Source organism: Rossellomorea aquimaris (assembly GCF_020172085.1).
Classification (GTDB): Bacteria; Bacillota; Bacilli; order Bacillales; family Bacillaceae_B; genus Rossellomorea; species Rossellomorea aquimaris_E.
The window spans coordinates 1,385,595-1,409,536 of record NZ_JAIVAT010000003.1 but is presented as its reverse complement, the minus strand read 5'-3'; the positions used below and the strand labels follow the sequence as shown (position 1 = coordinate 1,409,536).

The 23,942-nt window shown below is 39.7% G+C and carries 30 protein-coding genes; 28 read left to right on the top strand and 2 right to left on the bottom strand.

Going from position 1 to position 23,942, the window contains the following annotated elements:
• Positions 1–23: 23 nt before the first annotated feature.
• The 27 genes from LCL96_RS08140 (at position 24) to LCL96_RS08010 (ending at position 20,951) form a co-directional block, all read left to right on the top strand.
• On the top strand, positions 24–635 hold the full coding sequence (locus tag LCL96_RS08140) for an HAD family hydrolase (RefSeq protein WP_224940897.1): 612 nt from the start codon (positions 24–26) through the stop codon (positions 633–635).
• Between the two features lie 204 nt (positions 636–839).
• The gene (locus LCL96_RS08135; protein WP_224940896.1) at positions 840–2,036 is read left to right on the top strand and encodes a sensor histidine kinase; all 1,197 of its coding nucleotides are present in this window, start codon (positions 840–842) and stop codon (positions 2,034–2,036) included.
• 140 nt (positions 2,037–2,176) lie between these two features.
• Positions 2,177–2,674, top strand: a complete 498-nt coding sequence (locus LCL96_RS08130) for a DUF1456 family protein (protein ID WP_224940895.1) — start codon at positions 2,177–2,179, stop codon at positions 2,672–2,674.
• 3 nt (positions 2,675–2,677) lie between these two features.
• Positions 2,678–3,385, top strand: a complete 708-nt coding sequence (locus LCL96_RS08125) for a M48 family metallopeptidase (RefSeq protein WP_224940894.1) — start codon at positions 2,678–2,680, stop codon at positions 3,383–3,385.
• A gap of 107 nt (positions 3,386–3,492) precedes the next feature.
• The gene (locus tag LCL96_RS08120; RefSeq protein ID WP_397550354.1) at positions 3,493–3,861 is read left to right on the top strand and encodes a nuclear transport factor 2 family protein; all 369 of its coding nucleotides are present in this window, start codon (positions 3,493–3,495) and stop codon (positions 3,859–3,861) included.
• A gap of 245 nt (positions 3,862–4,106) precedes the next feature.
• Positions 4,107–6,401 carry an RNA polymerase recycling motor HelD gene (gene helD, locus LCL96_RS08115; RefSeq protein ID WP_224940892.1) on the top strand — a complete coding sequence of 765 codons (2,295 nt, stop codon included), beginning with the start codon at positions 4,107–4,109 and terminating at the stop codon, positions 6,399–6,401.
• A 109-nt stretch (positions 6,402–6,510) separates the two neighbouring features.
• Entirely contained in the window at positions 6,511–7,104 is a 594-nt protein-coding gene (locus tag LCL96_RS08110) for a kinase (RefSeq protein ID WP_397550355.1), read from the top strand.
• A gap of 103 nt (positions 7,105–7,207) precedes the next feature.
• Positions 7,208–7,909: a DUF421 domain-containing protein gene (locus tag LCL96_RS08105; protein WP_224940891.1), complete on the top strand. Its 702-nt coding sequence runs from the start codon at positions 7,208–7,210 to the stop codon at positions 7,907–7,909.
• A gap of 411 nt (positions 7,910–8,320) precedes the next feature.
• Positions 8,321–8,605: a hypothetical protein gene (locus LCL96_RS08100; RefSeq protein WP_224941342.1), complete on the top strand. Its 285-nt coding sequence runs from the start codon at positions 8,321–8,323 to the stop codon at positions 8,603–8,605.
• 22 nt (positions 8,606–8,627) lie between these two features.
• Positions 8,628–9,014, top strand: a complete 387-nt coding sequence (locus tag LCL96_RS08095; protein ID WP_224940890.1) for a nucleoside 2-deoxyribosyltransferase — start codon at positions 8,628–8,630, stop codon at positions 9,012–9,014.
• Positions 9,015–9,056: 42 nt separating this feature from the next.
• Positions 9,057–10,190: a metallophosphoesterase gene (locus LCL96_RS08090; protein WP_224940889.1), complete on the top strand. Its 1,134-nt coding sequence runs from the start codon at positions 9,057–9,059 to the stop codon at positions 10,188–10,190.
• A gap of 96 nt (positions 10,191–10,286) precedes the next feature.
• Positions 10,287–11,177, top strand: a complete 891-nt coding sequence (locus tag LCL96_RS08085) for an alpha/beta hydrolase (RefSeq protein ID WP_318246415.1) — start codon at positions 10,287–10,289, stop codon at positions 11,175–11,177.
• A gap of 6 nt (positions 11,178–11,183) precedes the next feature.
• The gene (locus tag LCL96_RS08080) at positions 11,184–11,759 is read left to right on the top strand and encodes a GNAT family N-acetyltransferase (protein WP_224940888.1); all 576 of its coding nucleotides are present in this window, start codon (positions 11,184–11,186) and stop codon (positions 11,757–11,759) included.
• A gap of 1 nt (position 11,760) precedes the next feature.
• A complete protein-coding gene (locus LCL96_RS08075; RefSeq protein WP_224940887.1) occupies positions 11,761–12,357 on the top strand; it encodes an AAA family ATPase in 597 nt (198 codons plus the stop codon).
• Positions 12,358–12,381: 24 nt separating this feature from the next.
• The gene (locus LCL96_RS08070) at positions 12,382–12,837 is read left to right on the top strand and encodes a GNAT family N-acetyltransferase (protein WP_224940886.1); all 456 of its coding nucleotides are present in this window, start codon (positions 12,382–12,384) and stop codon (positions 12,835–12,837) included.
• A gap of 223 nt (positions 12,838–13,060) precedes the next feature.
• Complete coding sequence (locus LCL96_RS08065; protein ID WP_224940885.1) at positions 13,061–13,312, top strand: hypothetical protein; 252 nt, start codon at positions 13,061–13,063, stop codon at positions 13,310–13,312.
• Between the two features lie 107 nt (positions 13,313–13,419).
• On the top strand, positions 13,420–13,836 hold the full coding sequence (locus LCL96_RS08060; RefSeq protein WP_224940884.1) for an NUDIX domain-containing protein: 417 nt from the start codon (positions 13,420–13,422) through the stop codon (positions 13,834–13,836).
• A 538-nt stretch (positions 13,837–14,374) separates the two neighbouring features.
• The gene (locus tag LCL96_RS08055) at positions 14,375–14,593 is read left to right on the top strand and encodes a hypothetical protein (protein ID WP_224940883.1); all 219 of its coding nucleotides are present in this window, start codon (positions 14,375–14,377) and stop codon (positions 14,591–14,593) included.
• A gap of 369 nt (positions 14,594–14,962) precedes the next feature.
• On the top strand, positions 14,963–15,892 hold the full coding sequence (locus LCL96_RS08050; protein ID WP_224940882.1) for a sigma-70 family RNA polymerase sigma factor: 930 nt from the start codon (positions 14,963–14,965) through the stop codon (positions 15,890–15,892).
• A 131-nt stretch (positions 15,893–16,023) separates the two neighbouring features.
• On the top strand, positions 16,024–16,443 hold the full coding sequence (locus tag LCL96_RS08045; protein WP_224940881.1) for a GNAT family N-acetyltransferase: 420 nt from the start codon (positions 16,024–16,026) through the stop codon (positions 16,441–16,443).
• Between the two features lie 222 nt (positions 16,444–16,665).
• Positions 16,666–16,848: a hypothetical protein gene (locus tag LCL96_RS08040; protein ID WP_224940880.1), complete on the top strand. Its 183-nt coding sequence runs from the start codon at positions 16,666–16,668 to the stop codon at positions 16,846–16,848.
• A 427-nt stretch (positions 16,849–17,275) separates the two neighbouring features.
• On the top strand, positions 17,276–17,389 hold the full coding sequence (locus LCL96_RS08035) for a hypothetical protein (RefSeq protein WP_224940879.1): 114 nt from the start codon (positions 17,276–17,278) through the stop codon (positions 17,387–17,389).
• 15 nt (positions 17,390–17,404) lie between these two features.
• Positions 17,405–17,785, top strand: a complete 381-nt coding sequence (locus LCL96_RS08030; RefSeq protein WP_224940878.1) for a VOC family protein — start codon at positions 17,405–17,407, stop codon at positions 17,783–17,785.
• A 9-nt stretch (positions 17,786–17,794) separates the two neighbouring features.
• Positions 17,795–18,439, top strand: coding sequence for a YdbC family protein (locus tag LCL96_RS08025; RefSeq protein WP_224940877.1), 645 nt, complete (start codon positions 17,795–17,797; stop codon positions 18,437–18,439).
• 46 nt (positions 18,440–18,485) lie between these two features.
• Entirely contained in the window at positions 18,486–19,265 is a 780-nt protein-coding gene (locus LCL96_RS08020) for an SDR family oxidoreductase (RefSeq protein ID WP_224940876.1), read from the top strand.
• A gap of 131 nt (positions 19,266–19,396) precedes the next feature.
• Positions 19,397–19,966: a TetR/AcrR family transcriptional regulator gene (locus tag LCL96_RS08015; RefSeq protein ID WP_224940875.1), complete on the top strand. Its 570-nt coding sequence runs from the start codon at positions 19,397–19,399 to the stop codon at positions 19,964–19,966.
• 52 nt (positions 19,967–20,018) lie between these two features.
• Positions 20,019–20,951, top strand: a complete 933-nt coding sequence (locus LCL96_RS08010) for an NAD(P)H-binding protein (protein ID WP_224940874.1) — start codon at positions 20,019–20,021, stop codon at positions 20,949–20,951.
• A gap of 94 nt (positions 20,952–21,045) precedes the next feature.
• On the opposite strand, the gene LCL96_RS08005 is transcribed toward LCL96_RS08010, so the two are convergent.
• Both LCL96_RS08005 and LCL96_RS08000 read right to left on the bottom strand, forming a co-directional pair.
• Entirely contained in the window at positions 21,046–21,966 is a 921-nt protein-coding gene (locus tag LCL96_RS08005) for a helix-turn-helix domain-containing protein (protein ID WP_224941340.1), read from the bottom strand.
• A 151-nt stretch (positions 21,967–22,117) separates the two neighbouring features.
• A complete protein-coding gene (locus tag LCL96_RS08000) occupies positions 22,118–22,957 on the bottom strand; it encodes a LysR family transcriptional regulator (protein ID WP_224940873.1) in 840 nt (279 codons plus the stop codon).
• Positions 22,958–23,039: 82 nt separating this feature from the next.
• Here LCL96_RS08000 and LCL96_RS07995 point away from each other — a divergent pair, with 82 nt between their 5' ends.
• Complete coding sequence (locus LCL96_RS07995) at positions 23,040–23,909, top strand: sulfite exporter TauE/SafE family protein (protein WP_224940872.1); 870 nt, start codon at positions 23,040–23,042, stop codon at positions 23,907–23,909.
• Positions 23,910–23,942 lie beyond the last annotated feature (33 nt).

Below are 23,942 nucleotides of genomic sequence, written 5' to 3'. Positions count from 1 at the left end.
CTTTAATAGATTGGTGGAGAAAAATGGACAGCATCATCTTTGACCTTGACGGAACATTGTGGGATCCAATTGAGTCTGTACTTGAAGCGTGGAATAAAGTAATCGTGGAGAAAAATAAAAGTAGTATTACAAGAAAGCATCTGGAAGGGACTATGGGACTTCAAATGAAGGAAATTGGAAAGATATTATTTCCTGATTTGGATGAAGAAGAACGTGAACAGTTATTGAAAGACCTTACCCGCCAAGAGATCCCCCACTTACGAAACCATGGTGGACGTATATATCCCCATGTAGAACCTGTTCTGGAGGAATTGTCTAAGAAGTATAGATTGTTCATCGTCAGTAACTGTCAGGATGGATATATTGAGGCGTTCTATGATTATCACGGGCTGGATGAGTATTTTATCGACTTTGAGAATCCGGGTAGAACTGGATTGACCAAAGGGGAGAATATCCGACTTATTATCGAGCGTAACGATTTAAAGGAACCGGTATATGTAGGAGATACACTGGGAGACCAAAAAGCATCCGAAGAGGCAGGTATCCCTTTTGTTTATGTATCATACGGTTTTGGAAGCGCAACTTCCTACCATCATATGATCGAATCATTTGAAGACTTGTTGAAAGTATTTTAACATTTATGATAAAAGCCAAAGGATCCTGAGGGGATCCTTTGGCTTTTTTTGCTCGATTTCTTAATTGATGCATGAAACGATTCAGTTGAGGCAATACATATGGACGGAACTTAGTGAACGTTGACTTTTTCTTGTTTTTGTAAGATAGTTACAATATTATGACAATGATTTGGAGAAATGTAGAATACTAGTAGGAGTTTAGAAATGAAAGAATTCCATGATCGGCTAAATAAAAAATATTATTATTACATTGTTTCGTTTATTATCTTGTTGATGATAGCTGGGCTAGTCATCGATAATCCGATTAATTCGAGATTTGTCATCCATAGCGTGATGGTCACCATTATATCTGCTTGCCTACTAATATACCCCTTCTATGAGAATACATGGGTAAGGTATTTAACTGTTTTATCATCGGCAGGATATTTTTATACATTGTTTTTTCTTTATCCAGAAACATGGTCGAATTTCGTATTGCTTTGTTTCATACCCGCCCTTTCGATCATGTTTTTTGATAAAAAGCTTTTTTATTTCTCTATGCTTTTGAATGTGGTTTTCATCGTTTGTACATTTAGTTATATTGGAATGATTGATAAAGGGGAAATCTACCCATATATTTATGAAGACATGGTGGGTAATGTTGTGAACTTCATTGCGAGCCAAGTTCTATTGTACTTTATTTTTCATCTAACCAACCTTCGAATCCAGAAACAACGCATGTATTATGAACAGATGCAGCAGGCAGAACGGATGAAGGTGACAGGTCAACTGGCAGCAGCTGTCGCACATGAAATTAGGAATCCTCTGACTGTCGTCAAGGGTTTTTTGCAATACTACGCAGAGGATGAGATACTCAGGGAGAAGCAAAATTTTCCCATGATGATCAACGAGCTGGACACCGCAGAGCATGTTATTTCTCAATTTTTGTCGATTTCAAAGCCAGATTTAGCAGGGAAAATACATATTATCAATGTAGATCTTGTGCTTAAAGATGTTACAGAGCTATTGATTATGTATGGGTTGCTAAATGATAACAGTATACAACTTCACGTTGAAAAGGAATGTCATGTATCAGCTAATTCCATCGAACTGAAACAACTTTTCATGAATCTGATCAAAAACGCTATTGAAGCATCTTCAGAAGGTGGAGCTGTATGGGTGACGGCGAATAAAGAAAAAAGGAATGTCATTATCCGAATCACAGATACCGGAAGAGGAATGACAAATGAAGAATTAAAAAGCCTCGGCACCCCTTTCTACTCCTTGAAGAGTAAAGGAACAGGTCTGGGTCTAATGATTTGTTATAACATTGTAGAGAAATATAACGGGAATATCACGTTCCAAAGTGCACCCGGCAAAGGCACAACTGTAACCCTTCAATTTCCATTAGTACTCGTTTAATGTTAAAAGGTCTGTCCTATGAGGGACGGACCTTTCATTATATCTAATAAGTATTAAAAGGATCATTACACGCTTCTTTTTCTAACTTTAACATGATAAGCTTATGATTTAGTGAAAAGCAAATTTCCAGGAGGCAAACAATGAATATTGATAATAATGATATCTTGATTCGATTGAGGTACGCACTCGATATTAAAAATACAGAAATGGTAGAAATCTTCAAGCTTGGTGGAATAGAATTATCAAAAGACGAAGTGTTGAAGGTCCTTACAAAGTCGATGGACATGGACGAATTGGAAATAGAAGATCAAATACCTTGTGACGATGAGATGTTCGAGTCTTTTTTGAATGGCTTTATAACTTTTAAAAGAGGAAAGCAGGAACCAAAGCCCGGACAGCCCGAAAAACCTGCGATCACATGTGAACATGTGAATAATCTTCTGCTGAAGAAAGTGAAAATCGCCCTTTCCCTAACAAGTGAGGATATGATTGAAATCTTGGAATTAGCGGATGTCGTAATGACAAAGAGTGAGTTAGGTGCGATTTTAAGAAGAGAAGGGCATAAAAATTATAGGATCTGTGGTGATCGTTACGCCCGGAATTTTTTGAAGGGGCTGGCAATCAGATATAGGGGTTAAGAAATGAAACATTCGTATTCAGGTGAGACGATCCATTTTGAATTAAAATATAAAAACCGAAAATCCATAGGAGTATATGTTGATGGTTATGGAAATTTAGAAGTGCACGCTCCAAAGGGAACTCAGGAAGAATCTGTCTTTGAGTTTCTTGAAGGGCATTGGGATAAGATCATTCAGAAATCAAAGGAAGTAAAAGGTCGTTTGAATGGTCCACAAATAAAGTCCTACCAACATGGTGAGCCTTTCTTGTATCTTGGGAAGAGCTTTCCCATAGAAGTTCATCACAGTCCTGAAATCACTCAGGACTATGTGACATTTAACAATGAGATACTGAATATCCAAGTGAAAGTAATCGAAGATGAGAGGATTAAACAGGCGTTAAAACGATTTTACTACAAGCAATGTAAGTCGATCGTTGAGAAAAGTATTTCCTCTCATCAGCAACATTTTAAAACCAAGCCTCGCTCTGTACGCATTTCGGATAGTCGTACGACTTGGGGAACTTGCGATGGAAGACGGCAGCTGACCTTTAACTGGAAATTGGCCATGTCGCCGCTTGAGGTCATTGATTATGTTGTCGTCCATGAAATGTGCCATATGGTTCATCTTAACCATGATCGTTCCTTTTGGAGGCTTGTGGGAAAGATCGTACCGGATTATAAAGAAAAAGAACGGTGGCTTGCGGATTCGAGCTGGAAGATGACAGTCTGATGATCGAATAATGTAAGAATCTTTTGAAACATCCCCCTTTCATATATAATGAGAAGGACATACAATTTTTCATTAAGGGGATGACGGAAGTGACTGAAAAACAAGGAATGTCTAAAAAAGAAATAGCCGTTTCGTTTCTGGAAACCGTTGCGTCTGGCGATGTTCGTAAAGCATTTAAAGACTACATAGGAAATGGTTTTCACCATCACAACCCTTATTTTCGTGGGGATGGAGAATCGCTCATGCTCGCAATGGAAGACAATGCTGTAAAGAATCCTCGTAAGATTTTTGAAGTGAAACGGGCCATTGAAGAAAAAGACGAAGTAGCGGTTCATTCACATGTCAGACAGCATCAAGATGATTTGGGTGCGATCGTTGTGCATATTTTTCGCTTCGAGGAAGATAAAATTGCTGAATTATGGGACATAGGGCAACCGATGCCTGAAGATACCATTAATGAAAATGGAGTTTTTTAGCCGGGTGTCCCTATAAAACTCTATTAGAGCTTTTTGCTTAGGAATAATATTTACAAAAAAACCTTCCCCTCTGAAAGAATAAGAGGGGAAGGTTTAATATTGTGATTGAATTTATCATGATATTTTGGTATATTAATAAAGATATGTTTAATAAATTAAAAATAAAACATATTTCCTCAATTTTAATTATACAACATAAACCGTTTATCAGTCAACCCTGAATTTTATTGTGAAGGAGTGCTTGGATGAATCCAGATATCAAACTTGAGCAAAAACGTGTAGACTCAGTCATAGGAAGCATATCTGACATGATCGTAAAGCTGGAAAACGAAACTGGAAGACGTAAAGATGAAGTGAATGAGATTCGTAATCATTTCTGGGATGAGGTTAAGGTTAATACAGATACCTTCGATGATTTCCTGGAAACCGTTCTTGCATTAAGGCAGCAAGCTCAAACCTTGACCGTTTCCGAGAGTACCCACAGGCAAGCTTTAAAAAAATTATCCGCTCTTCGGAAAATGATCGGGAAACCGTATTTCGGGCGTATCGACTTCAGCGAAGAAGGAGCACCAACTGAAAAGGTCTATATTGGCATTTCGACACTGACAGATCAAAGTGGAGAAAATTTCTTGGTTTACGATTGGCGGGCACCGATTTCAAGCGTGTATTATGATTATCCTCCTGGTCCAGCCGAATACACCACTCCTGGGGGAGTCATTCATGGATCAGTAGAGAAAAAATGGCAATACCTCATTCGTGAAGGTGTGATCGAGTCCTTGTTCGATACTAGTCTGACGATTGGGGACGAAGTTTTACAGCAGGTCCTCGGCAATCGATCAGACAACTACATGCACAGCATCGTAGCCACGATTCAACAGAAGCAGAACCAAATCATCAGGCATGACAGCGGAAGATTACTCATCGTCCAGGGAGCTGCTGGAAGCGGAAAGACCTCTGCTGCTTTGCAGAGGATTGCGTATCTGCTATATAAATATCGGGAAACGTTGAAAGCAGACCAAATCGTTCTATTTTCGCCTAACTCTATGTTCAACAGTTATGTATCACATGTTCTTCCTGAACTCGGGGAGGAAAATATGGAACAGGTGACCTTTCAGGAATATCTGGACCACCGTTTGAGCAATGAATTCCAGGTTGAAGGTCCTTATGAACAGCTGGAATATGTATTGGATCAAACTGGTGATCACATGTATGGGATCCGCATTGAAAGTATACAATTCAAGGCCTCAACCGTTTTCTTTCATGCGTTGAAGTCTTATAGGGAATCACTAGAGAATTCGGGGATGAAATTCAAAGATATAAAGTTCAGGGGGAAACCGATCGTTACAGGAGAGGAAATCACTGAACGGTTTTATAGTATTGATTGCTCGCTCCACTTTCATAATAAACTAGAGAAGTTGACAGGATGGCTCAGCACCCGAGTCGATCAAGCAGAAAAAAGTGAACGGTTTGAGCCATGGGTGGAAGAAGCCATCGAGTTGATGAGCAATGATGAATATCATAAGGCTCGGAAGTATTTCCGGAAGAAAAATATTTCTGATGATTATGAAGCGGAATATGAAGCGCTGAGAAGGTTGATTGTACGAAGAAAATTTAAAAGGCTAAGGAATCGGATCAACTCGTTCTGTTATATAGATGTAAAGGGGATTTATCAACAATTGTTTGCAGATTCATTGGAATCAGGGTCAGTCATGAAGGAGAATAGACCCCATAAATGGGATGATGTATGCAAATTGACGATCAACATGTTAAATGAGGGACGTTTGCTTTACGAAGATGCGACACCTTATTTATTATTAAAAGAGTTGATTCTCGGTTTCCAGACCAATTCATCCATTAAACATGTACTCATTGACGAAGCCCAGGATTATTCACCCTTTCAATTTGAATTCATCAAAAGACTTTTTCCTTCAGCCAAAATGACCGTCCTCGGTGATTTTAACCAGGCCATCTTTGCCCATGCCAATCAATATGCTGATTTCAGTAATCTTACCGATCTATATGGTCCAGGTAAGACGGAATGGATTCAAATCACTCAGAGCTATCGATCCACCAAGCCGATCATTGAATTCACAAGAAGTTTGGTGCCGGGTGGTGATCAAATCTCCGCTTTTGAACGGGACGGAGATAAACCAACCCTTAAACAGGTGACAGACGTTGCCGAACTTCATCACCATATAGCGGAAACGATAGTGAAGTGGAGGGAGAAGGACTATTCTTCCATCGCCATCATCTGTAAAACCGCATCCGAAAGCAAATGGGTATACGATTCCCTAAGAACCGTTGAAAAGGTGAAACTTATGACGAGTGTATCACTTGAATATGAGCAGGGAGTGGTCATCATTCCTGCATACCTGGCAAAAGGAATCGAATTCGACGCCGTCATCATCTATGACGCATCAGAAAAATCGTACGCTGACGAAAACCTGCGCAGGCTATTCTACACCGCATGCACAAGAGCTATGCACGAACTCCAACTCTACAGCATCGGAAAGCCAACTCCCTTTATAGAACACATATAATCACTGTGAGGGACGGACCTCTGTTTTCGGGATGAAAACCAGATTTAGAGGGGTTTAGATCTAAAATTTGAGGTCCGTCCCTCTCAATCATTAAGGAGTGAAGAAATTGATGGAGATGGAGCATCTGGATTTGTTGAGGGATGTTGATGATGAGTATGGAAGGAAAAGGTTCATTCTTGGAATAGACGGTTTGAGCCGTTCAGGGAAGACGACTATTGTCCGGAATTTAAGTCATCACTTAAACAAAGAAAATCGCCCATATCATATTTTCCATCTCGATGATCATATTGTTGAACGTAAACGAAGATATGACACGGGCTTTGAAGAGTGGTATGAATACTTTCAATTGCAGTGGGATGTGGAATGGCTGGCGGAACATTTCTTTCGGAATTTAAATGATAGTGAACACATTTTACTTCCATTTTACCAAGGTCAACTCGATACACATGAAAACAGGACGATTCAGTTACCAAAGAATGGGTTGATTATTATAGAAGGGGTTTTCATCCAGCGGAAGGAGTGGAGGAACTTTTTCGATAAAGTCCTTTATCTCGATTGCCCGAGAACCACCAGATTTGATCGGGAATCACTTAAAACTCAACAAAATATAACAAAATTCAAGAACAGATATTGGAAAGCAGAAGATTATTATATCAACCAATACAACCCTGAAGTTATGGCTGATCATGTCATTCGTTCATAGCGAAGAAAAACAAAGTACTAGATCTTTTTTTAGTTTAACCCCCGCATAAAATAGTATAGAAGCGCACAGAACTATACTAAATAACGTTTAGGGGTCGAATCCTTTGTTTCATGTAGATTACTTAGAAATGATCATACGTTCCACAGCGAGTTTCCTGGTCCTCCTGCTACTCGCACGATTACTGGGGCGAATACAGCTGAGTCAATTGACTTTTTTTCACTATATTACAGGGATTACCATTGGCTCCATCGCAGCAGACATTGCTGGGGAATCCAAGACTCCTTTTTTTGAAGGGCTAACAAGTCTCGTTTGGTGGAGTTTCCTGACGTTCCTATTAGGATATATCGGACTCAAATCATCTAAAGCTCGTGTAGTCATTGACGGACAGCCTGTGATTGTCATTAAGGAGGGGAAAATACTCGAGGACACGTTAGGCAAACATCATCTGAATATGGATGACCTAAGCATGCTCCTTAGAGAAAAAAACGTATTTTCTGTAAATGAAGTTGATACGGCCATTCTTGAACCGGACGGAAAACTAACGGTATCTTTAAAATCGGCATATCGACCGTTTACAAAAAGAGACCAGAACATCATTACTGGACAGCCTAAATACATACCAACGGAATTAATTGTCGATGGGAACATATTATATCAAAACTTAAAGGAAGCTGGCATATCGGAAGAGTGGCTGCAATTTCAGCTAAATCATTTTCAAGTTAAGGTTCAAGATTCCTTCTACGTTGAACTGCAGGAGGATGGTACACTTTACATCGATCAAAGGAATGATGGGTTAAAAGAATAAAGAAGGTGTCCAAATCGCGATAGAAGGTTTGGCACCTTTTTTCTATAGGAAAAGGGATTGTATTAGATGAGATAATTTGGAATAATTGGAATATATGTTAACTCAGCCTGTGAATTTTCAAAGGTAGTTCGGGATGGAGGAAGAAGAATTGGGGATTCTCATCATTTTACCCTTTGTTATGGGTTTGTTGGGAGTATATCTAGTTACCGTTGGTCTTTGGGAGCTTCGGATCGGTACGGACAGAAAGAAATATTCAACGTATATGTTCACAGGTCTTGTCTTAATCGTTTTTTTAACTATGGGGTAGTGAAACGAATTTTCTTATAAACAGACCCTATGAAATAAACCTTAATGAAAGGAAGTAATACAGATTATACAACTATTGTATATAACGTAAAGGAAGGAGTTATGATGACATTCAATCAAAAAATAACCGAAATAATGAATCCTGGAGAATATTCTCCTGACACATTCGAAGACATTTTAGAACTAGCCTCGACGTGTAAATTCTCAAACTGCACCCACAATACGGAGCCGAACTGTGCAGTGAAGGCAGCCATCGAAAAAGATTTGCTTTCCTCAGAAAGGCTTTCTACCTATAAGAGAATCAAAAATGAATCAACCTATGTCTCGAACCAAAAAAACAAAACGAAAGCAATCGACTACATGAAACAACGTAAGCTGTTTCAAAAGTAGTTTATTGACGATGAGGAAAACCATGAAATTTTATCTTGCTTCAGGTTTTGCAAATAAAGATCTTGTACGTTCGGTAAGTGACAAGTTAAAGCGACTAGGTCATCTTCATACCTATGATTGGACACGTAACGAGCGGGCATTGACAGTGGAAGACCTTCAGCACATTGGAAAATGCGAAAAGGATGCCATTATCAACTCCGATGTAGTCATTATATTACTGCCCGGCGGAAAAGGGAGTCACGTGGAGTTGGGTATCGCCCTTGGTCTTAGGAAGAGAATTATTTTATATTCTCAGGATGATGTATTAAATGACATAGCTGAAACCACTACGTTTTATCACCTGCCTGAAGTTGAAAAATGCTCAGGCGATATTGAAAAATTAGTTGACTATGTTTTGGCACTCTATTAAGCCACAAAAAATAGACTCAATTCTAGTAGAAGGAGATCACCATTGAATAAAATAACAAGATTGAAATTACCCCCTTCAGGACGAATCATTGTAATTTCGGATATCCATGGAGAGCTAAACTTGTTTACAAAGCTATTGAAAAAAGTAAATTTCAATTCAGAGGATTATTTAATAATAAACGGAGACCTTTGTGAAAAAGGAGAAAATAGTAAAGGTGTTGTCCGTCATATCATGGAGCTTTGTGGGTGTAACCATAACGTTTATGTAACGGAAGGGAATTGCGACACACTGGTAGAGGATCTGGTTGGAGAAAACCCAAAATTGATGAATTATCTAAGCTCAAGAAAACATTCCATTCTAAAAGAGTGGGCTGATGAAGCGGGGTTTGAAATCAAAGAAGATACCTCGGTTCAAGAACTAAAGCGTGTTCTTACCCGCCATGTTCCAGCTGAAATTAGGTGGCTGTTGGATTTACCGACTGCGATCGAAACCGATGACTATATTTTTGTTCATGCTGGTTTGGAAGATAAGGAAAACTGGAGGGAAACGGACCGCCTCGCCGCCATCACGATGCCTGCATTCCTGGAGAAATCTCATTGCTCTGGTAAGTATGTTATTGTCGGACATTGGCCAGTCGTCAACTATTCAAAGAACGTCCCATCGAATAATCCAATCGTGGGTGAGGATAAAAAAATCATTTCCATCGATGGAGGAAACGTCATCAAATCATCAGGTCAGTTAAATGCTTTTATTATACATAGAGCAGCAAGCGGTGACACTTTTTCCCATACCCATATAGATTATCATGGAACCTGTGAAGTGAAGAAAGACTTTAAACCTGGCCATATGTTGGGGAACATTTCTTATCCCAACTATGAATTGGTTCCCCTTCAACATTTTGAGCATTTCACATTGTGTAAACAAGTCGAGACAAACGAACAATTATATGTGAAAAATGAATATCTTCACCGAAGTGCTGATGGAACGTTTTGGGCAAAGACTGACCTTTCCTGTGCACAAATATCCGTTAAGACCGGAGAGGTCATTTCTGTTGTAGATGATACCTGCACAGGGTTCGACTTAATTAAGAAAAATGGGGAAGAGGGATGGGTGCCTAAAGAAGTTCTTCTTCCAATAAAAGAACACCATTTGACTTCCGTAGGTTTAAAAATATAACAGATATATCATTGGAGACAAAACCGAATGACGAGAAGACTGCTTTCCTCTTAATATAGACAACATCAACATTGAACACGGAAAAGGTGATCTACTATTTGCACGTTACAAATCATCAATCATCACAAACTGGAGATACTCCAAAAAGGTCATGCCGGTTCGTTAATCGTTATCCTCACAGGGATGGGATGCTCCTTTGATGAATGGCATGAAGTCACAAATGAATTAAGTAGGACTAATCAAATCCTTATGTTCCACCGCCTAGGCCTTGGCCGCAGTGAACTGGGAGATGAAGTGAGAAATACATATGCGACAGTCAAGGACTTGTTTGAACTGCTCAACTCGTTAAAAGTAAAAAAGCCAATTTATATAGTCGCTCATTCTTATGGTGGATTGTGTGCACAACACTTCGCGAAAGTTCACCCCGAAAGGGTGGCTGGAATGGTCCTTGTTGATTCCACTTCGGTTGACTTGAAAGATTTGGACGAACTGGATCTTCCCACCATAAATAAAGAAACGGATGAAACATGGATAAATAAATGTTTGGAATATGCTTCAAAAGATCGTGAGCAACTAACAAGCATCATCCAACCTTTCCTACTGGAAAAACATAAGCAATTCCCTGCTTCCGTTCAGCGACGTCTGCTGGAGTTTCAAACGACTCCTTCCCTCTATGAAGCGATGGCATCGGAGATTAAGAACTGGAAGAAGGATGCTTCAATCATTAAAAGATTGAAGGGTTTTCCTAATGTACCTCTGGTGGTGATCGGTCGGGATAAAGAATATACCATCATTTCCGAAACCGAAGTAGGAATTCCAAAGTGGGAGTCAAAAAAGTTTGAAGAAAAATGGGAAGAATTAATCGGTCAGCAGGCAACCCTTTCAACTAAGGGTGAATTACGCTTTGCAAAGGGGTCCGGTCACTCAATATTCCTTGACCGACCGGACATAGTCATTGATTCTATTCAAAAAGTAATTGGGGAGTGAAATTATGTGACCAGGATTGAAATCAGTAGACCCATGGACGTCGATAAAGATGAACTTATTCTATTTTTCGATCTTGTCATCAGAGATACCTTTGACAAAGAGGGTTTATCTACTCTTCAAGAAGATATCCAGACTGAAATCAAAACCAAGATCCAATACTTACAATCTGACTATGACAGCAATGGAGGAGAACGATATTTCTTGATTGCAAAAGTTGGTGGAACGATTGTCGGGACGGTTGAATATGGGCCGTCAAGTGTCCTGATCAATACGGTAACAAACGGCTCATTAAAAGAGCTATTCGAAATCGGAACGGTATTTGTCCATCCGGAATATCAAAGGCGTGGAATTGGTACGCTGCTGTTTAACATCATGCTCCTTACTTTTCAAAGCAAAGGTATTGACGAGTTTTGCCTGGATAGTGGGTACTCGACGTCTCAAAAAGTTTGGACAAGAAAGTTAGGGGACACGGATTATTGGCTGAAGGATTACTGGGGAGAAGGCTCAGATCATATGATCTGGAAAAGGAATATAAAGGATGTCCCCATTACATTCATGGGCTTAAAGGATTGGGGTGGATGAAATGATCCTATGGATTAATGGCGCGTTTGGTTCCGGGAAGTCCCAAACGGCGTATGAATTAAATAGAAGAATACCGGACTCATTTGTATATGATCCTGAACAAGTTGGATACTTATTGAGGAAAATGATCCCGAAAGAAGCTTCGAAAGCAGATTTTCAAGGTTATCCTCCTTGGCGGGAATGCAACCGTTCCATCTTGAAATATATTGAGTCACATTATAATGGCGTCTTGATTGTACCTATGACGGTCGTTGATGCACAATACTTCAAAGAGATTGTACATGAATTAAGAAATGAAAAAGTGGAAGTGAAGCATGTCGTCCTATGGGCAGATAAACACATTATTGAAAAAAGGTTGAGAAGTAGGGGAGAACGAAAGCATTCATGGGCCCACCGACAGACCGATCGATGTTTGAAAGGATTATCGGATGAAATCTTTGAAAATCGAATCATAACAAACACATTGTCTATTGAAAAGGTGGCAGAATCCATCTCCGAACTATTTGATATTCCCTTACTGCCAGATGACAGGAGTATAGTAAGGAAGAAATTAAGTAGAATCAAAACGCAAATCAAACAACTGAGGGTTTTCAATTAAATTGAGGCAGAGGAGGCGATGAAATTGTATCAATATTTCAATGGCTTGGTCATCAGGGAAGGAACGGAAGGTGTTCCAGCTCCTTATGTAGAAGCATTGTTTGAAGATGCCGGTTGGGCAAGGAATACCCCAACCTGGCAAAAAGAGAAGTTTTCCCTGATATTCATGAATTCTGCGTGGGCCTTCACAGTTTGGGATAACGAAAAGATGATCGGGATGGTCAGGGTGATCTCAGACAAAATCATGGCAGCCAACATTATGGATCTCGTTGTCCTATCTGAATACAGAGGCAGGGGAATAGGAAAGAAACTCGTACAACTCTGTATCGAGAAGTTGCCCCATGGAGACTGGTTCGCACACACATCGGCAAACAATTTCAAGTTCTATGAAACGTGTGGTTTCGAAGTGAAAAATCTAACTAAAAATGGCACTTGCGCTTATTATGGTTACATTCAGGCACGTAAGGAAGGGCATCGGTAAAAGGATGAAAAAGATCTTATGCATCATGTTCGTATGCGTTCTCTTGAATGCTTGTTCTTCTTCCGTAAAACATTTGGAAATGGGAAAATTACCACCTGCTAAGTATTTATATATTCAAAAAGTAGAGCACAATGCTTCTAAAGAAGAATTAACAAAAGTAGTGACGGATGAATGAAACATTAGAGAAACACTGAAATTACTTCAAGGGATAGAAGTAAAAGAAATGAACGGCGATAAATTAATGGATTCTATGAAAAATAAGGACACGTATATGTTTTGTTACTACGAAAGCAAAGAAGCCGCTGAAGACATGAATCAGAAAAATATTTTGTTTGCCTTCAATATAGTGGGAGACGGAGAGGTTATGATCATCCATCAATGGAAGATTTCTTCATTGAATACTCCTCTTGTTTCGACGGAAGTTCATGGAAAATTGTTGAAGAAATTGAAAGGAATATTGGGAATTGACTTTTAATCAGACGTCTCACTAGAGGTATAATGTTTATCCTACTGATGACATGCATAACTTGAAACTATGAAGCTGGATATTTAGAGATATTACCTTGTTAAAGGAGGAATAACATGTACATCGTCAATGTCGAAGGAGCCATTCACAGAAATGGTTACTGGTTATTGATTCGCCGAAGTGAAAAAGAAGAACATGCAGGTGGAACGCTGTCTCTTGTTGGAGGAAAGTGTGAACTTGAAGGCAATTCTACGAATATTCTCGAAAGAACATTACAACGTGAAGTGTTTGAAGAGGTAGGATTAAAAGTGAACGTGATATCTTATGTAAACAGTTCTTCATTTGTCACAGATGCTGGAGTCTATGTTATTGATATCGTGTTTTTATGTTATCCGGATTCAGGTGAACCATTTGCCAAAAGTCCGGATGAAGTAGAGGATATGCATTGGCTGTCTACAGATGACATATTATCACACCAAGATCTGCCAGATTATTTAAAGAGAAATATAGAATTAGCTCATCAGAAGCTCTAAAAAGATGGTTGGTCTGGAAAGTTAAAATTAAACAGGCTCAGAATAAATACTGAGCCCTATTCAATACTAGAAGTTTCTATTTTTCCTCGCTTTTTTTCTAAAGTAACCGACTGTAATTCCAATAATGCCTGCAATAATGATTAGTGGAATTATAATAAACAGTACAACTCCAGATGCTCCAATCATTGAAGTTCCTCCTCTCTAATCGTTCACAATCATATTCCCCACTTGTTATTGCCAGAAAACGTTTGGATGTGTTTAAAATATATAATCAACATGCACTACGATTGCTAGAGAATCGGTTGTGAATTCATAAATGTTGAACACATTTTCGTAGACTTGATAGTCATGCCCATACATTCCTACTATATATTTCATATACTAGAGTATCCTCTGAATAGAAAGGAGGGGAAATATGAATAGAAAATATAGTGACTGTAATTGCAACAAATACAATCCTTACAAGCAGGATGATCATAGTGATCATCAACAAGTGGATACGTGTAATTGTTGTGTCATTGGATTAGAGAAGACTATTATGGAGCAATTTCGTTGCGGGGATACCATTGGGATAACTCGAATTGGAGACGCATCAGCAGGAATCTTCATTGGTAGATTTAGAAGTTTGAAGCATAGTGTACTGGAAATCGACGACCTTCTTGTTCCAGGTACAACTAGTTTTGTACCGCTTTGCGATATCGATAGTATCGAGAAAGGCCTTCAGTTTCAGAATGAACCTATGAAGATTGATAAATAATGTAGCGTTCTAAGATTTATTCATCTCTAAGTATCATATTTGAATCAAAATGATTGATTGAAAGCTCAGAGATACTCTGAGCTTTCTTCTATACTTCCTTTTTTTCGGTGGACGGCTGGTATCTTGATTTTTACAGGGAATTCTTCTTCCTTTATACATAAAGATAGAAAACTTTCTTCAGAGAAAATGATTGTAAGAATTGATATTATTGGTGGGTCCTCCTTTTATATCATGCTGAAAAATAGAATATTAGGGTAATACAAAAATGAAATGTCTAAAATTTTTCATTACATATTTAGCAGATTGAGTATAATTTAGCATAGCCTAAACGTTTTACATACGAACGAAAAATTTTAAAGGAGGAAAAACATGCAGGAAAAGAAGAAAGAATCCTTTTCGGAAAAAAATAGGGATTTGGCAAATGAATTTAATCGGATGATTGAAGGTTTCAAAGACGGGTTGTGGAGGTATTGCCGGTATTTAACAGGTTCTCCGTGGGATGGGGAGGATTTATTTCAAGATACCATCCTAAAGGCTTTTGGAGGTTACTATCAGAGGTGGCACCCTACCAACCCGAAAGCATATTTGTATCGAATGGCGACAACCACTTGGATTGACCAGTGCCGTAAAGAAAAAAGAAATGTCGGTATCCTGGAAGAAAACGTTCTCCATCATGAAGAAATATCAAATGGACTGGAGGCAGAGGAAGCCTTACACATCCTATTTGATCTATTTTCCCCCCGACAGGTCGCAGTCTTTTTGTTAAAAGAAGTGTTCAGGTTCGATGCGAAGGAAGTGGCTGGTATGGTAAGGACGACACCTGGTGCGGTTTATGCAACGGTCCGCCGTATGAAGGAGAAACTGCAATCTGTAGATTTACTGGAGAATAGCACCCAAACACCTGATCATGAAACTGACCCTGTAATTAAAGCCTATCTCAATGCAATAAACGAGGGTGATATAGAAGCTGTTTTGGCATTGGTCAGTGATGAAGCACACAATGAGGCCGCCCTCGGTTTCCAGGAATACAGTAAGGACGAGATGCGTACCGGATCGATGAAATTTGGTCTCCCTGGTATGAGGGCTTTAGAATACAACTTATGGGGACGCAGCGTCATCGTACTGCTTTCAGAGGAAGGGAACGGACCTGAAATCCATGATATCCAGTACCAGGAAGTGGAGAATGGAAAGATCGTGTACCATGTAAGCTACTATTTTAGAAAAGAATTTATTTTTGCTGCTGCTGAAGAATTGGGAATTCCGCCACAAACAAGCAAACCTGTAGTGGAATGGGGTTAATCTGCAATTGTTCAAGAAGCTAATTCAGAGAATTAGCTTCTTTTTTAAAAAAATAGCAAGAATTTTTGGATAATTATGTTAAAGTAAAGAGGTATTCGTTATTTATAGGTATTCAGTAAGGGAGTGATCCAATGCGAATCAGGCTTACAAACGATCAGGATATTGTGATCAGAAAATATACAACCGAAGATTACATCCATATACATAAACTGAACGTTGACGAACAATGGAATACCCTCGTAGAGAAGCATGAAAGCACAAAGAACGCCTGGAACAACTCCAATGTAGCCTTTGTAGCCATGCGTAAAGATGAAATCATCGCGTATGTCAGAGGACTTACAGATCAATCAATCAGCCTTTATATTTGTGAACTATTGGTTAAAAAAGAGTTTCGGGGAATGGGTGTAGGTGATACCTTGCTTCAATATGTTCACAATATCTATCCCGATACTAGGATTGAGATGCTGGCAAACACTTCTTCACATACTTATTACGAACAAAAAGGATACCGCTCATTTTATGGATACAGAAAGTCATTTCAGGAGAACTAAATGTGTGGTTCACAATTAATTAATATTAGGTTGAACATAATTCAGTTTTTTGATTATTTTTCATCCTGTAAAAACACACCTTGTATCCATTTACGAGGTGTGTTTTCCATTATTGAGTTTCGGTGTTGGATTTGAAATAATTGGAATTGATTAGTGGGAGCTTCTATTCGGATTGCATGTAAATGCCTGATTCTTCATAAGATCAAGAAGGGAGGGATTGAAATGACTTGGTTCGTGGTGATGATTGTTGGAATATTACTATTTGCAATAGCCATCGATATTAGGCGTAAACGGAGAGGCAGTAATCGGCACACCCCTGGGATAGATCCTGGTGCCAGGCCGGGAGAAGACCGGAATTACACGATGGGTGGAGGTCGGGATTCTGGAGGAGGCACGGGACAATGATACTGTGACAACAGGAACTTTATAAATGCGCTCAGTTGGTGTTCTATTATTAATAAGCTAAATTAGAATAATAGCTTTAAGTCTGGTCACTTCTATTCAATCCAGTAAAATCCTTATCAATCTACTAAAACGAACATATAAAATAATAGAGTAATAGAATTTCATTTATGAAAGGAGGGATTATTTTTGCCCTACAACGAATGAAAATTCAAGCAACTTCTACGTCATCGATTTTTGTAGGACCAGAAGCAGCAAGGTTTATTAATGTCACTACTGCAGTTGCGGAGGCAGGTGCCACCTTGACCATTGATGCTATTGTTTTCTTTTAGGATACCGAAACAGCTGTAACAGCTCTTCCTGCAATGGCTGCCAGTACAGTTATGTGAACGTATATATCAATGGCGCCCTTCAAATGGAAGGGATTTATATGTACCCACCTGGTGCGACCCGGGCTGGTTCTTTAGCCATCGACCTCCCGGCGGGTGGAGGTCGAATCATCCAGGGTTCTTCTGTAATCATTGAGGTATTAATTACGTCGTGAGAGGGGGATATTTACTTGGAATTAACACATACAAGGATACTGGTGAATGATTACAAAAGATGTTTTTTATTTTACAGAGACATTATGGGTTTTGAGGTTTCGTGGGGGGATGAAAACTCCTTATATGGACAATTTAAAGTTGGACATACGCATTTAGGCATATTTGAACGTAAACAGATGATGGATGCAATTGGTGCAAATAACACTACGGAACCATACCAATTTGACCAAACAGTCATAATTTTTGAAGTTGAGAGTGTGGAAGCAACATATGCACGGCTGAAAGATAAAGTTGATTTTCTAACAATACCCTTGGAAAAAGTTGAATGGGGCATGAAGGTTGCTCATTTTCGGGACCCAGAAGGTACTCTTCTAGAAATCTATGAAAATATGTAAGGTGATGACATGTTAATCAAAAGAATCAATTGCAAAGTGAACGACGACCAAAGGGACGCTTTCTCTGAATATCAGCAGCAATGGGGTAGACTCAGTTCAGTGAAGGGATTCATGGGACAATTGGGAGGCTGGAGTAACAAGCAGCCGAACGTGGCTTGTGTGTATGCATTTTGGGAAACACGTAAGGCCTATGAGATTTTTATGGAAGAAGTGCATGATATGATTTTTTCTACTTTCGGTCAAGGAAGCACATATTCTTCTATTGATGTTGACGTATTCGATGAAGTCGGCTCAGTGTTAAAAACGGTTAATGAGATGAGAGCCGTAATTATGCAGAGCCAGTGTGTTCGTATCTCACTAGTTGATCTGAAGGGAAATAAGAAGGAGCATTTTATCTTACAGCAGGAGCAAATCTGGAATCCTGGAATGGCTGCTACAGCAGGCATGGTAGGTGGTACATATGCGTTTTCTTTAAAGGATAAGAATCACTTTCTTGTATTAACGGGTTGGAAGGATGAGGTTTACCATCGATATTACGTTGATAGACGCTTTCCTGATTTATATAGGTCAGCTAACCCCTCAGAGGATGTAATTAGAATCTCAGCTGATGAGTTCAAGGTGGAAAATGCCTGGCGTGTTCTTAAGGATTTATAAAAAAGTTAGTGACGCCGCGCTTTCAGATGAAAAGGGAGTATGATACATGACAAATTTGACAGGGAAAATAGCCATTGTTACAGGGGCAAGCCGTTCGAAAGGAATTGGAGCAGCCATCTGCCGTTCTCTGGCATCTGCAGGTGCTGATATTTTTTTCACCCATTGGACGTCATTTGATGAGGCCAGTGGAACGGGTGCAGACAAAGATTTTCCGCAAAAATTATGTGTTGAATTACAAAATACAGGAGTTCGTGCATTTGGGAAGGAACTGGACCTGAGTGAAGAAGCAGCCTCCACTAGATTGATGAATCTGGTACAGGAAAAGCTCGGTCCTCCTTCGATTCTGGTGAACAATGCTACATACGAAGCCCCTTCTAACTTTCGAACATTGGATGCAAACATCTTGGATAAACATTACCAGGTGAACAACAGCGGAACTCTTATGCTTACAATGGAGTTTGCCAGGCGGTATGAAATGGCTTTTCCAGACAGTAGGCATGGCCGGATCATCAATTTGGTTTCAAAAGGACCCGACCCCAACAATTTAGCCTATATTGCTACAAAAGGAATGTTGATTGGTATCACAGAACCTTTATCAGTCGGTCTCGCACCCATCGGGATCACAGTGAACTCAATCGATCCCGGACCTACCGATTCCGGTTGGATCAATGATGAAATTAGAAATCATCTACTCCCATTGTTCCCTACTGGCCGAATCGGAAAGCCAGAAGATGCAGCAAGATTGATCAAGTTCTTAGCAAGTGAGGAATCCGGTTGGATCACCGGCCAATTAATCAAATCCGAAGGTGGTTTTATTGGGAAGTGATGAAGAGGGACGGGCCTTAAGATAAGGTCCGTCCCTCAAATTTGAAATTTCAGAAAATAATTTGTTGACAATACTATTTGTTAGGAATATTATTTAATTATACACTGGTCAATAAAAGGAAGTTAAATAATATGTCACCAAGAAAAGCGGTTGAACAGGAACTCACAAAGGAAATGATAATGACGGCTGCACGTGAGCTATTTCGTAAAAAAGGCTACCAGCAGGTTTCTATCCGGCAGATTGCATCTGAACTTGGATACAGCCACGGGTCCATTTATTATCATTTTAAGAATAAAGCAGACTTGTTTTATGCAATGATTGAAACAGATTTCAAACTGTTGGATCGTTGGCTTGAAGATGTGATGAATTTAAATTTGGATCATCAAGGGAAGCTAAGAGAAGTACTTCTTGCTTATATTCGGTTCGGTCTGACGCACAAAAGTCAGTATGAAATGATGTTTTTACTTTCAGATGATGAAGTGAAGAACTATGTGAGCAAGGGACCGAACGAATCTTATGAGAAATTTGCAAGTACACTCATTGAATTAACCAATCGAAAGGTCACGATTCAAGAGACATGGTCCATTTTTCTATCGTTGCACGGGTTTGTGAGTCATTACTGTCGTTGTGATGAAACGTATAATGAAGTCGAAATGCTGGCAATGATACATGTGAATTTTATCCTAAAATCATTAGGATAAAATTTTTTGCATTTATTTGACCGGTGGTTAATTAATTAAGGGGGAACGAAATATGAACAAGGCTATTGTAGTCGGGGCATCTGGGGGAATGGGTTATTCACTTGTATTGGAATTGGTGAGTAGAGGAATAGAAGTCGTTGCTTTTGCCCGGGGAGAATCAAAATTAACTCAGCTGTTTGCCGGGATAGAGCTTGTTTCTATAAAGGCTGGGAATGCAGAGAATAGAGAGCAGCTCATTTGTGCCTCAAAAGGGTGTGACGTAATCTTTCAAGCGATGAACCTTCCTTATGAAGAGTGGAAAGATAAGTTATTGAGTATTACATCTAATATCATAAGTGCAGCTGAAAGATATAATGCCAAGTTGGCGGTAGTCGATAATATTTATGCTTATGGAAGAAGCAGGGGAGAAATGCTGATAGAGGATATGGAAAAAGATCCACATACACGTAAAGGTAGACTTCGATTGAAAATGGACCATTTATTAAAGAAAGCCAATGTGCCAACATTAATTTGCCATTTTCCCGACTTTTATGGACCTAACGCTACAAACACGTATATACACTATACTCTCCAACAGTTATTGAAGAAGAAGAAAGCAGGGTTTGTTGGTCCAGAGGACATCCTTCGGGAATTTGTTTACACGAAAGATGGAGCAAGGATGATGGTGGACTTAGCGATTCATGATAATGTATACGGTCAAAATTGGAATATACCAGGATGTCACGCATTAACTGGAAAAGAAATCGAAAGGTTATTAAAAAACGTCCTTGGAGAAGAAAAGGAACTATATTTCATTTCGAAACCGTTGTTTACATTGTTTGCAATCTTTGCAGGAAAAGGAATGCGTGAAGCAATTGAGATGCAATATATTAATTCTGAACCTACTATCCTATCAGGGAGAAAATTGGAGGCGTTCATGGGGAATGTCGGCATCACCTCATTTGAGCAGGGAATAAAGGAAACCATAGCGTTCATGGATGTGTAAAAAGTTCTTTAATCACTCAAAATATATGGCTTAGGTGATTTGGAAAGCAAAGAGACAAACCTTTGCTTCAAAGCTTAGGTCCGTCCCTCTTTTATCACTTCATAAGACGATCATGTAGTATATGTTGGTCAATAAATGGCATAATCGGAATGATTTCCTTCATTCCTTTTTTCTCACAGGCGTCCAATGCCAGCTCATTAAGAAGCTCTTTCTTTAAGAACGGTGCGATGGATACGATTGATTGAAGTCCGTCCCTGAGATAACCTTCTTTCGCACATGAGTGAAGAGTATTTTCACTGATGAACGGTGCAAGAGAGGATAAAGAATGTAAGTCCTGTAAATGGAACTGTTTCTGCGCACAAGTATCGATGACGTCTTGATTGATAAAAGGAGCCATTGAGGCTAAGCTTTCTATTCCATTCGTTTCGAATTCCTTGTTAGCGCATTCATCAATGACAGTTTGACTGATGAAGGGAGCCATTGGTGTCAATCCCTCGATACTTCTTTCTTCAGCCTCTTTTCTGGCGCATTCATCTATCAGTTCCTGACTGATATAAGGTGCGATAGGGGCCATACCTTCAAGACCGCTCAAATGAAATTGTTTATGTGCTAATGCGTCAATTGAACTCTGATGGAGGAAAGGGGCTATTGATGAAATCTCCTCTTGAGATAGATCTTCTTCTACGTTTTGATAGAGCTTATCTGCCTGTTTCATCGTGAGTATAGGTGCAGCATGTAGGAACTCATCTTTATCGATTGATTGAGTATCAGCCAATGCTTCATTCTCGGCTAGTTCGCTCACCAGCTTTGCTCCTTTGGTATGACCTAATAATTCATCGATGGTGATATTGAAAATCCTTGCCAGTTCAGGCAGCTTGGAGATATCGGGCATGGTGTGTCCTCTTTCCCAGTTACTGATTGCTTGAAAACTAACCCCAAGCTGATCAGCAAGCCCCATTTGTGTTATGTTATTTCCCTTCCGTAACTGTACAATGCGTTTCCCAACCTTTGTCATATCAAACAATACACTCACCTCGTTTAGAAATATAATCTAAGTTTACCTTTAGCTCAGAAATTTGCCTATCAAGCATTGCTTGAAAAAGATAATTATATATCAAGTCTTGCTTGAATAGGGACGGACCTCATTTTGAGGTCCGTCCCTCTCATCAATTAGGATTCTCAATCAAAGACACCAATTCTCTAATTAAGGAGATTGAAGTAGCATGTTCAGGGTGCACCGCATAGAAGGGGCGGTGGATGATGTACGGTTCTATTGGGACAAGTTTCCCATGGAGCACTTCATCTTTGACCATGGAGCTTGAAAGAAATGCGATGCCGAGTCCCCTCACAGCAAGTTGCTTAATAAGAAAATGACTGCTAGCTTCGAGGATTTCAACAGGAACGATTCTCTCTGACTTTAAGAAATCATCAGCATATTCCCTCGTACCGGAGCCCTGTTCCCTAAGAATGAAAGGGGAAGAATGAGGATTCATCCTACTGCTTGCAAAGAAACGGAGTTCATCCCGACTGATTACTTCTACATGAAACGGCTCCAATCCCCTCGTTCCTTCCACCAGGGCAAGATCGACTTCATTCGAATTCAGAGCTTCCACAATCGTTTCATGGTTATGTATCATTAATTGTAATTGGACTTGAGGATAAAGGACCTTAATTTTTTTTACAAAATCCGGTAGCAAAACATCGCTGACTGTATGTGTGGAACCGATTCGTAAAGGGATTTCCTCTTTCTTCTGGTTGACTTGTTCCATAGACCTCCATAAGTCCATCATTTCTTTTCCTTTTTCAAACACCTGCTCTCCAGCTCGTGTCAATTCGAAATGCTGATTGGTAGATGACCGATGGATCAGTTCCGTTCTGAGGGTCTGTTCTAACTTTTTAACATGAACGCTGACGGTAGGCTGGGATAAATTCAGATATTCACTTGTTTTGGTAAAATGCTGCAGTTGAGCGAGAGTAACGAAAGTTCTGATCCAGTCCAGTTGCATAACACGCCTCCATTATAAAACGTAATCGACTATATTATCATTATTCATTTCTATTATAGCGTATATAGAGGTATAATGTTACGTGAAGGAAGTGATGTACGATATGGAATGGATATTATTTATGATAGGTGGTGCCGTCATTGGCATCATATCGGGTTTTTTTGGTATTGGAGGCGGGATTGTCCTGACGCCTACTTTACTGGTCCTTGGGTATGAACCGAGTCAGGCCATCATATTATCCTTAATGCTTACGCTTGGGTCGACGGTGACGGGAACTCTCTCTCACTTGAGGCTGCAAAATGTGAATAAGAAATTGGCTGTTCTCCTTGGGGTGTCAGGAGTGATAGGATCTGTCCTGACGGTACCATTTGTAAGATGGCTGGATTCCATCAACGGAGCATCCACATTTATTTCAATTGTCTATATTGGCATTTTAAGTTGGTTTTCTTATCAATTCTTCAGTAAACGGAAACAGGACACGAAACCAAAAGGTGCCTCTACAGCACCGGTCATCGGCTTGTTCACCGGTGTGATTTCATCCCTTATGGGAGTCAGCGGGGGCTTTGTCATGACTCCATTACTTACGAAGTGGCTAAAGCTTGATCTGAATAAAGCGATCGGCACCAGTATATCTGCTGCATCAATTATTGTATTATCAGGGATTACATCATTTATGTACACAGGTGAGTCACTTGACTATAGACACGGTATTCTTCTTATCATCGGGGCGTTGATCGGGACACCAATCGGTTCGATCCAGCTGAAGCGATTCTCTGGTGTGATCGTCAAACGAATGTTAGCCATTCTATACATGGTAGTTGCCGTGAGCGTCGTATTCAAGATGCTGTCCATCGCAACTGTCTCGTTGGGCTTGATTCTGGGAGCCGTACTCGTATTCTTCGGAATATTGATCTATTCAATGCAGCAATCCAAACGGACGGCCAACTATTAAGAGAGGTGAATAACCTCTCTTTTTTTTGCAATT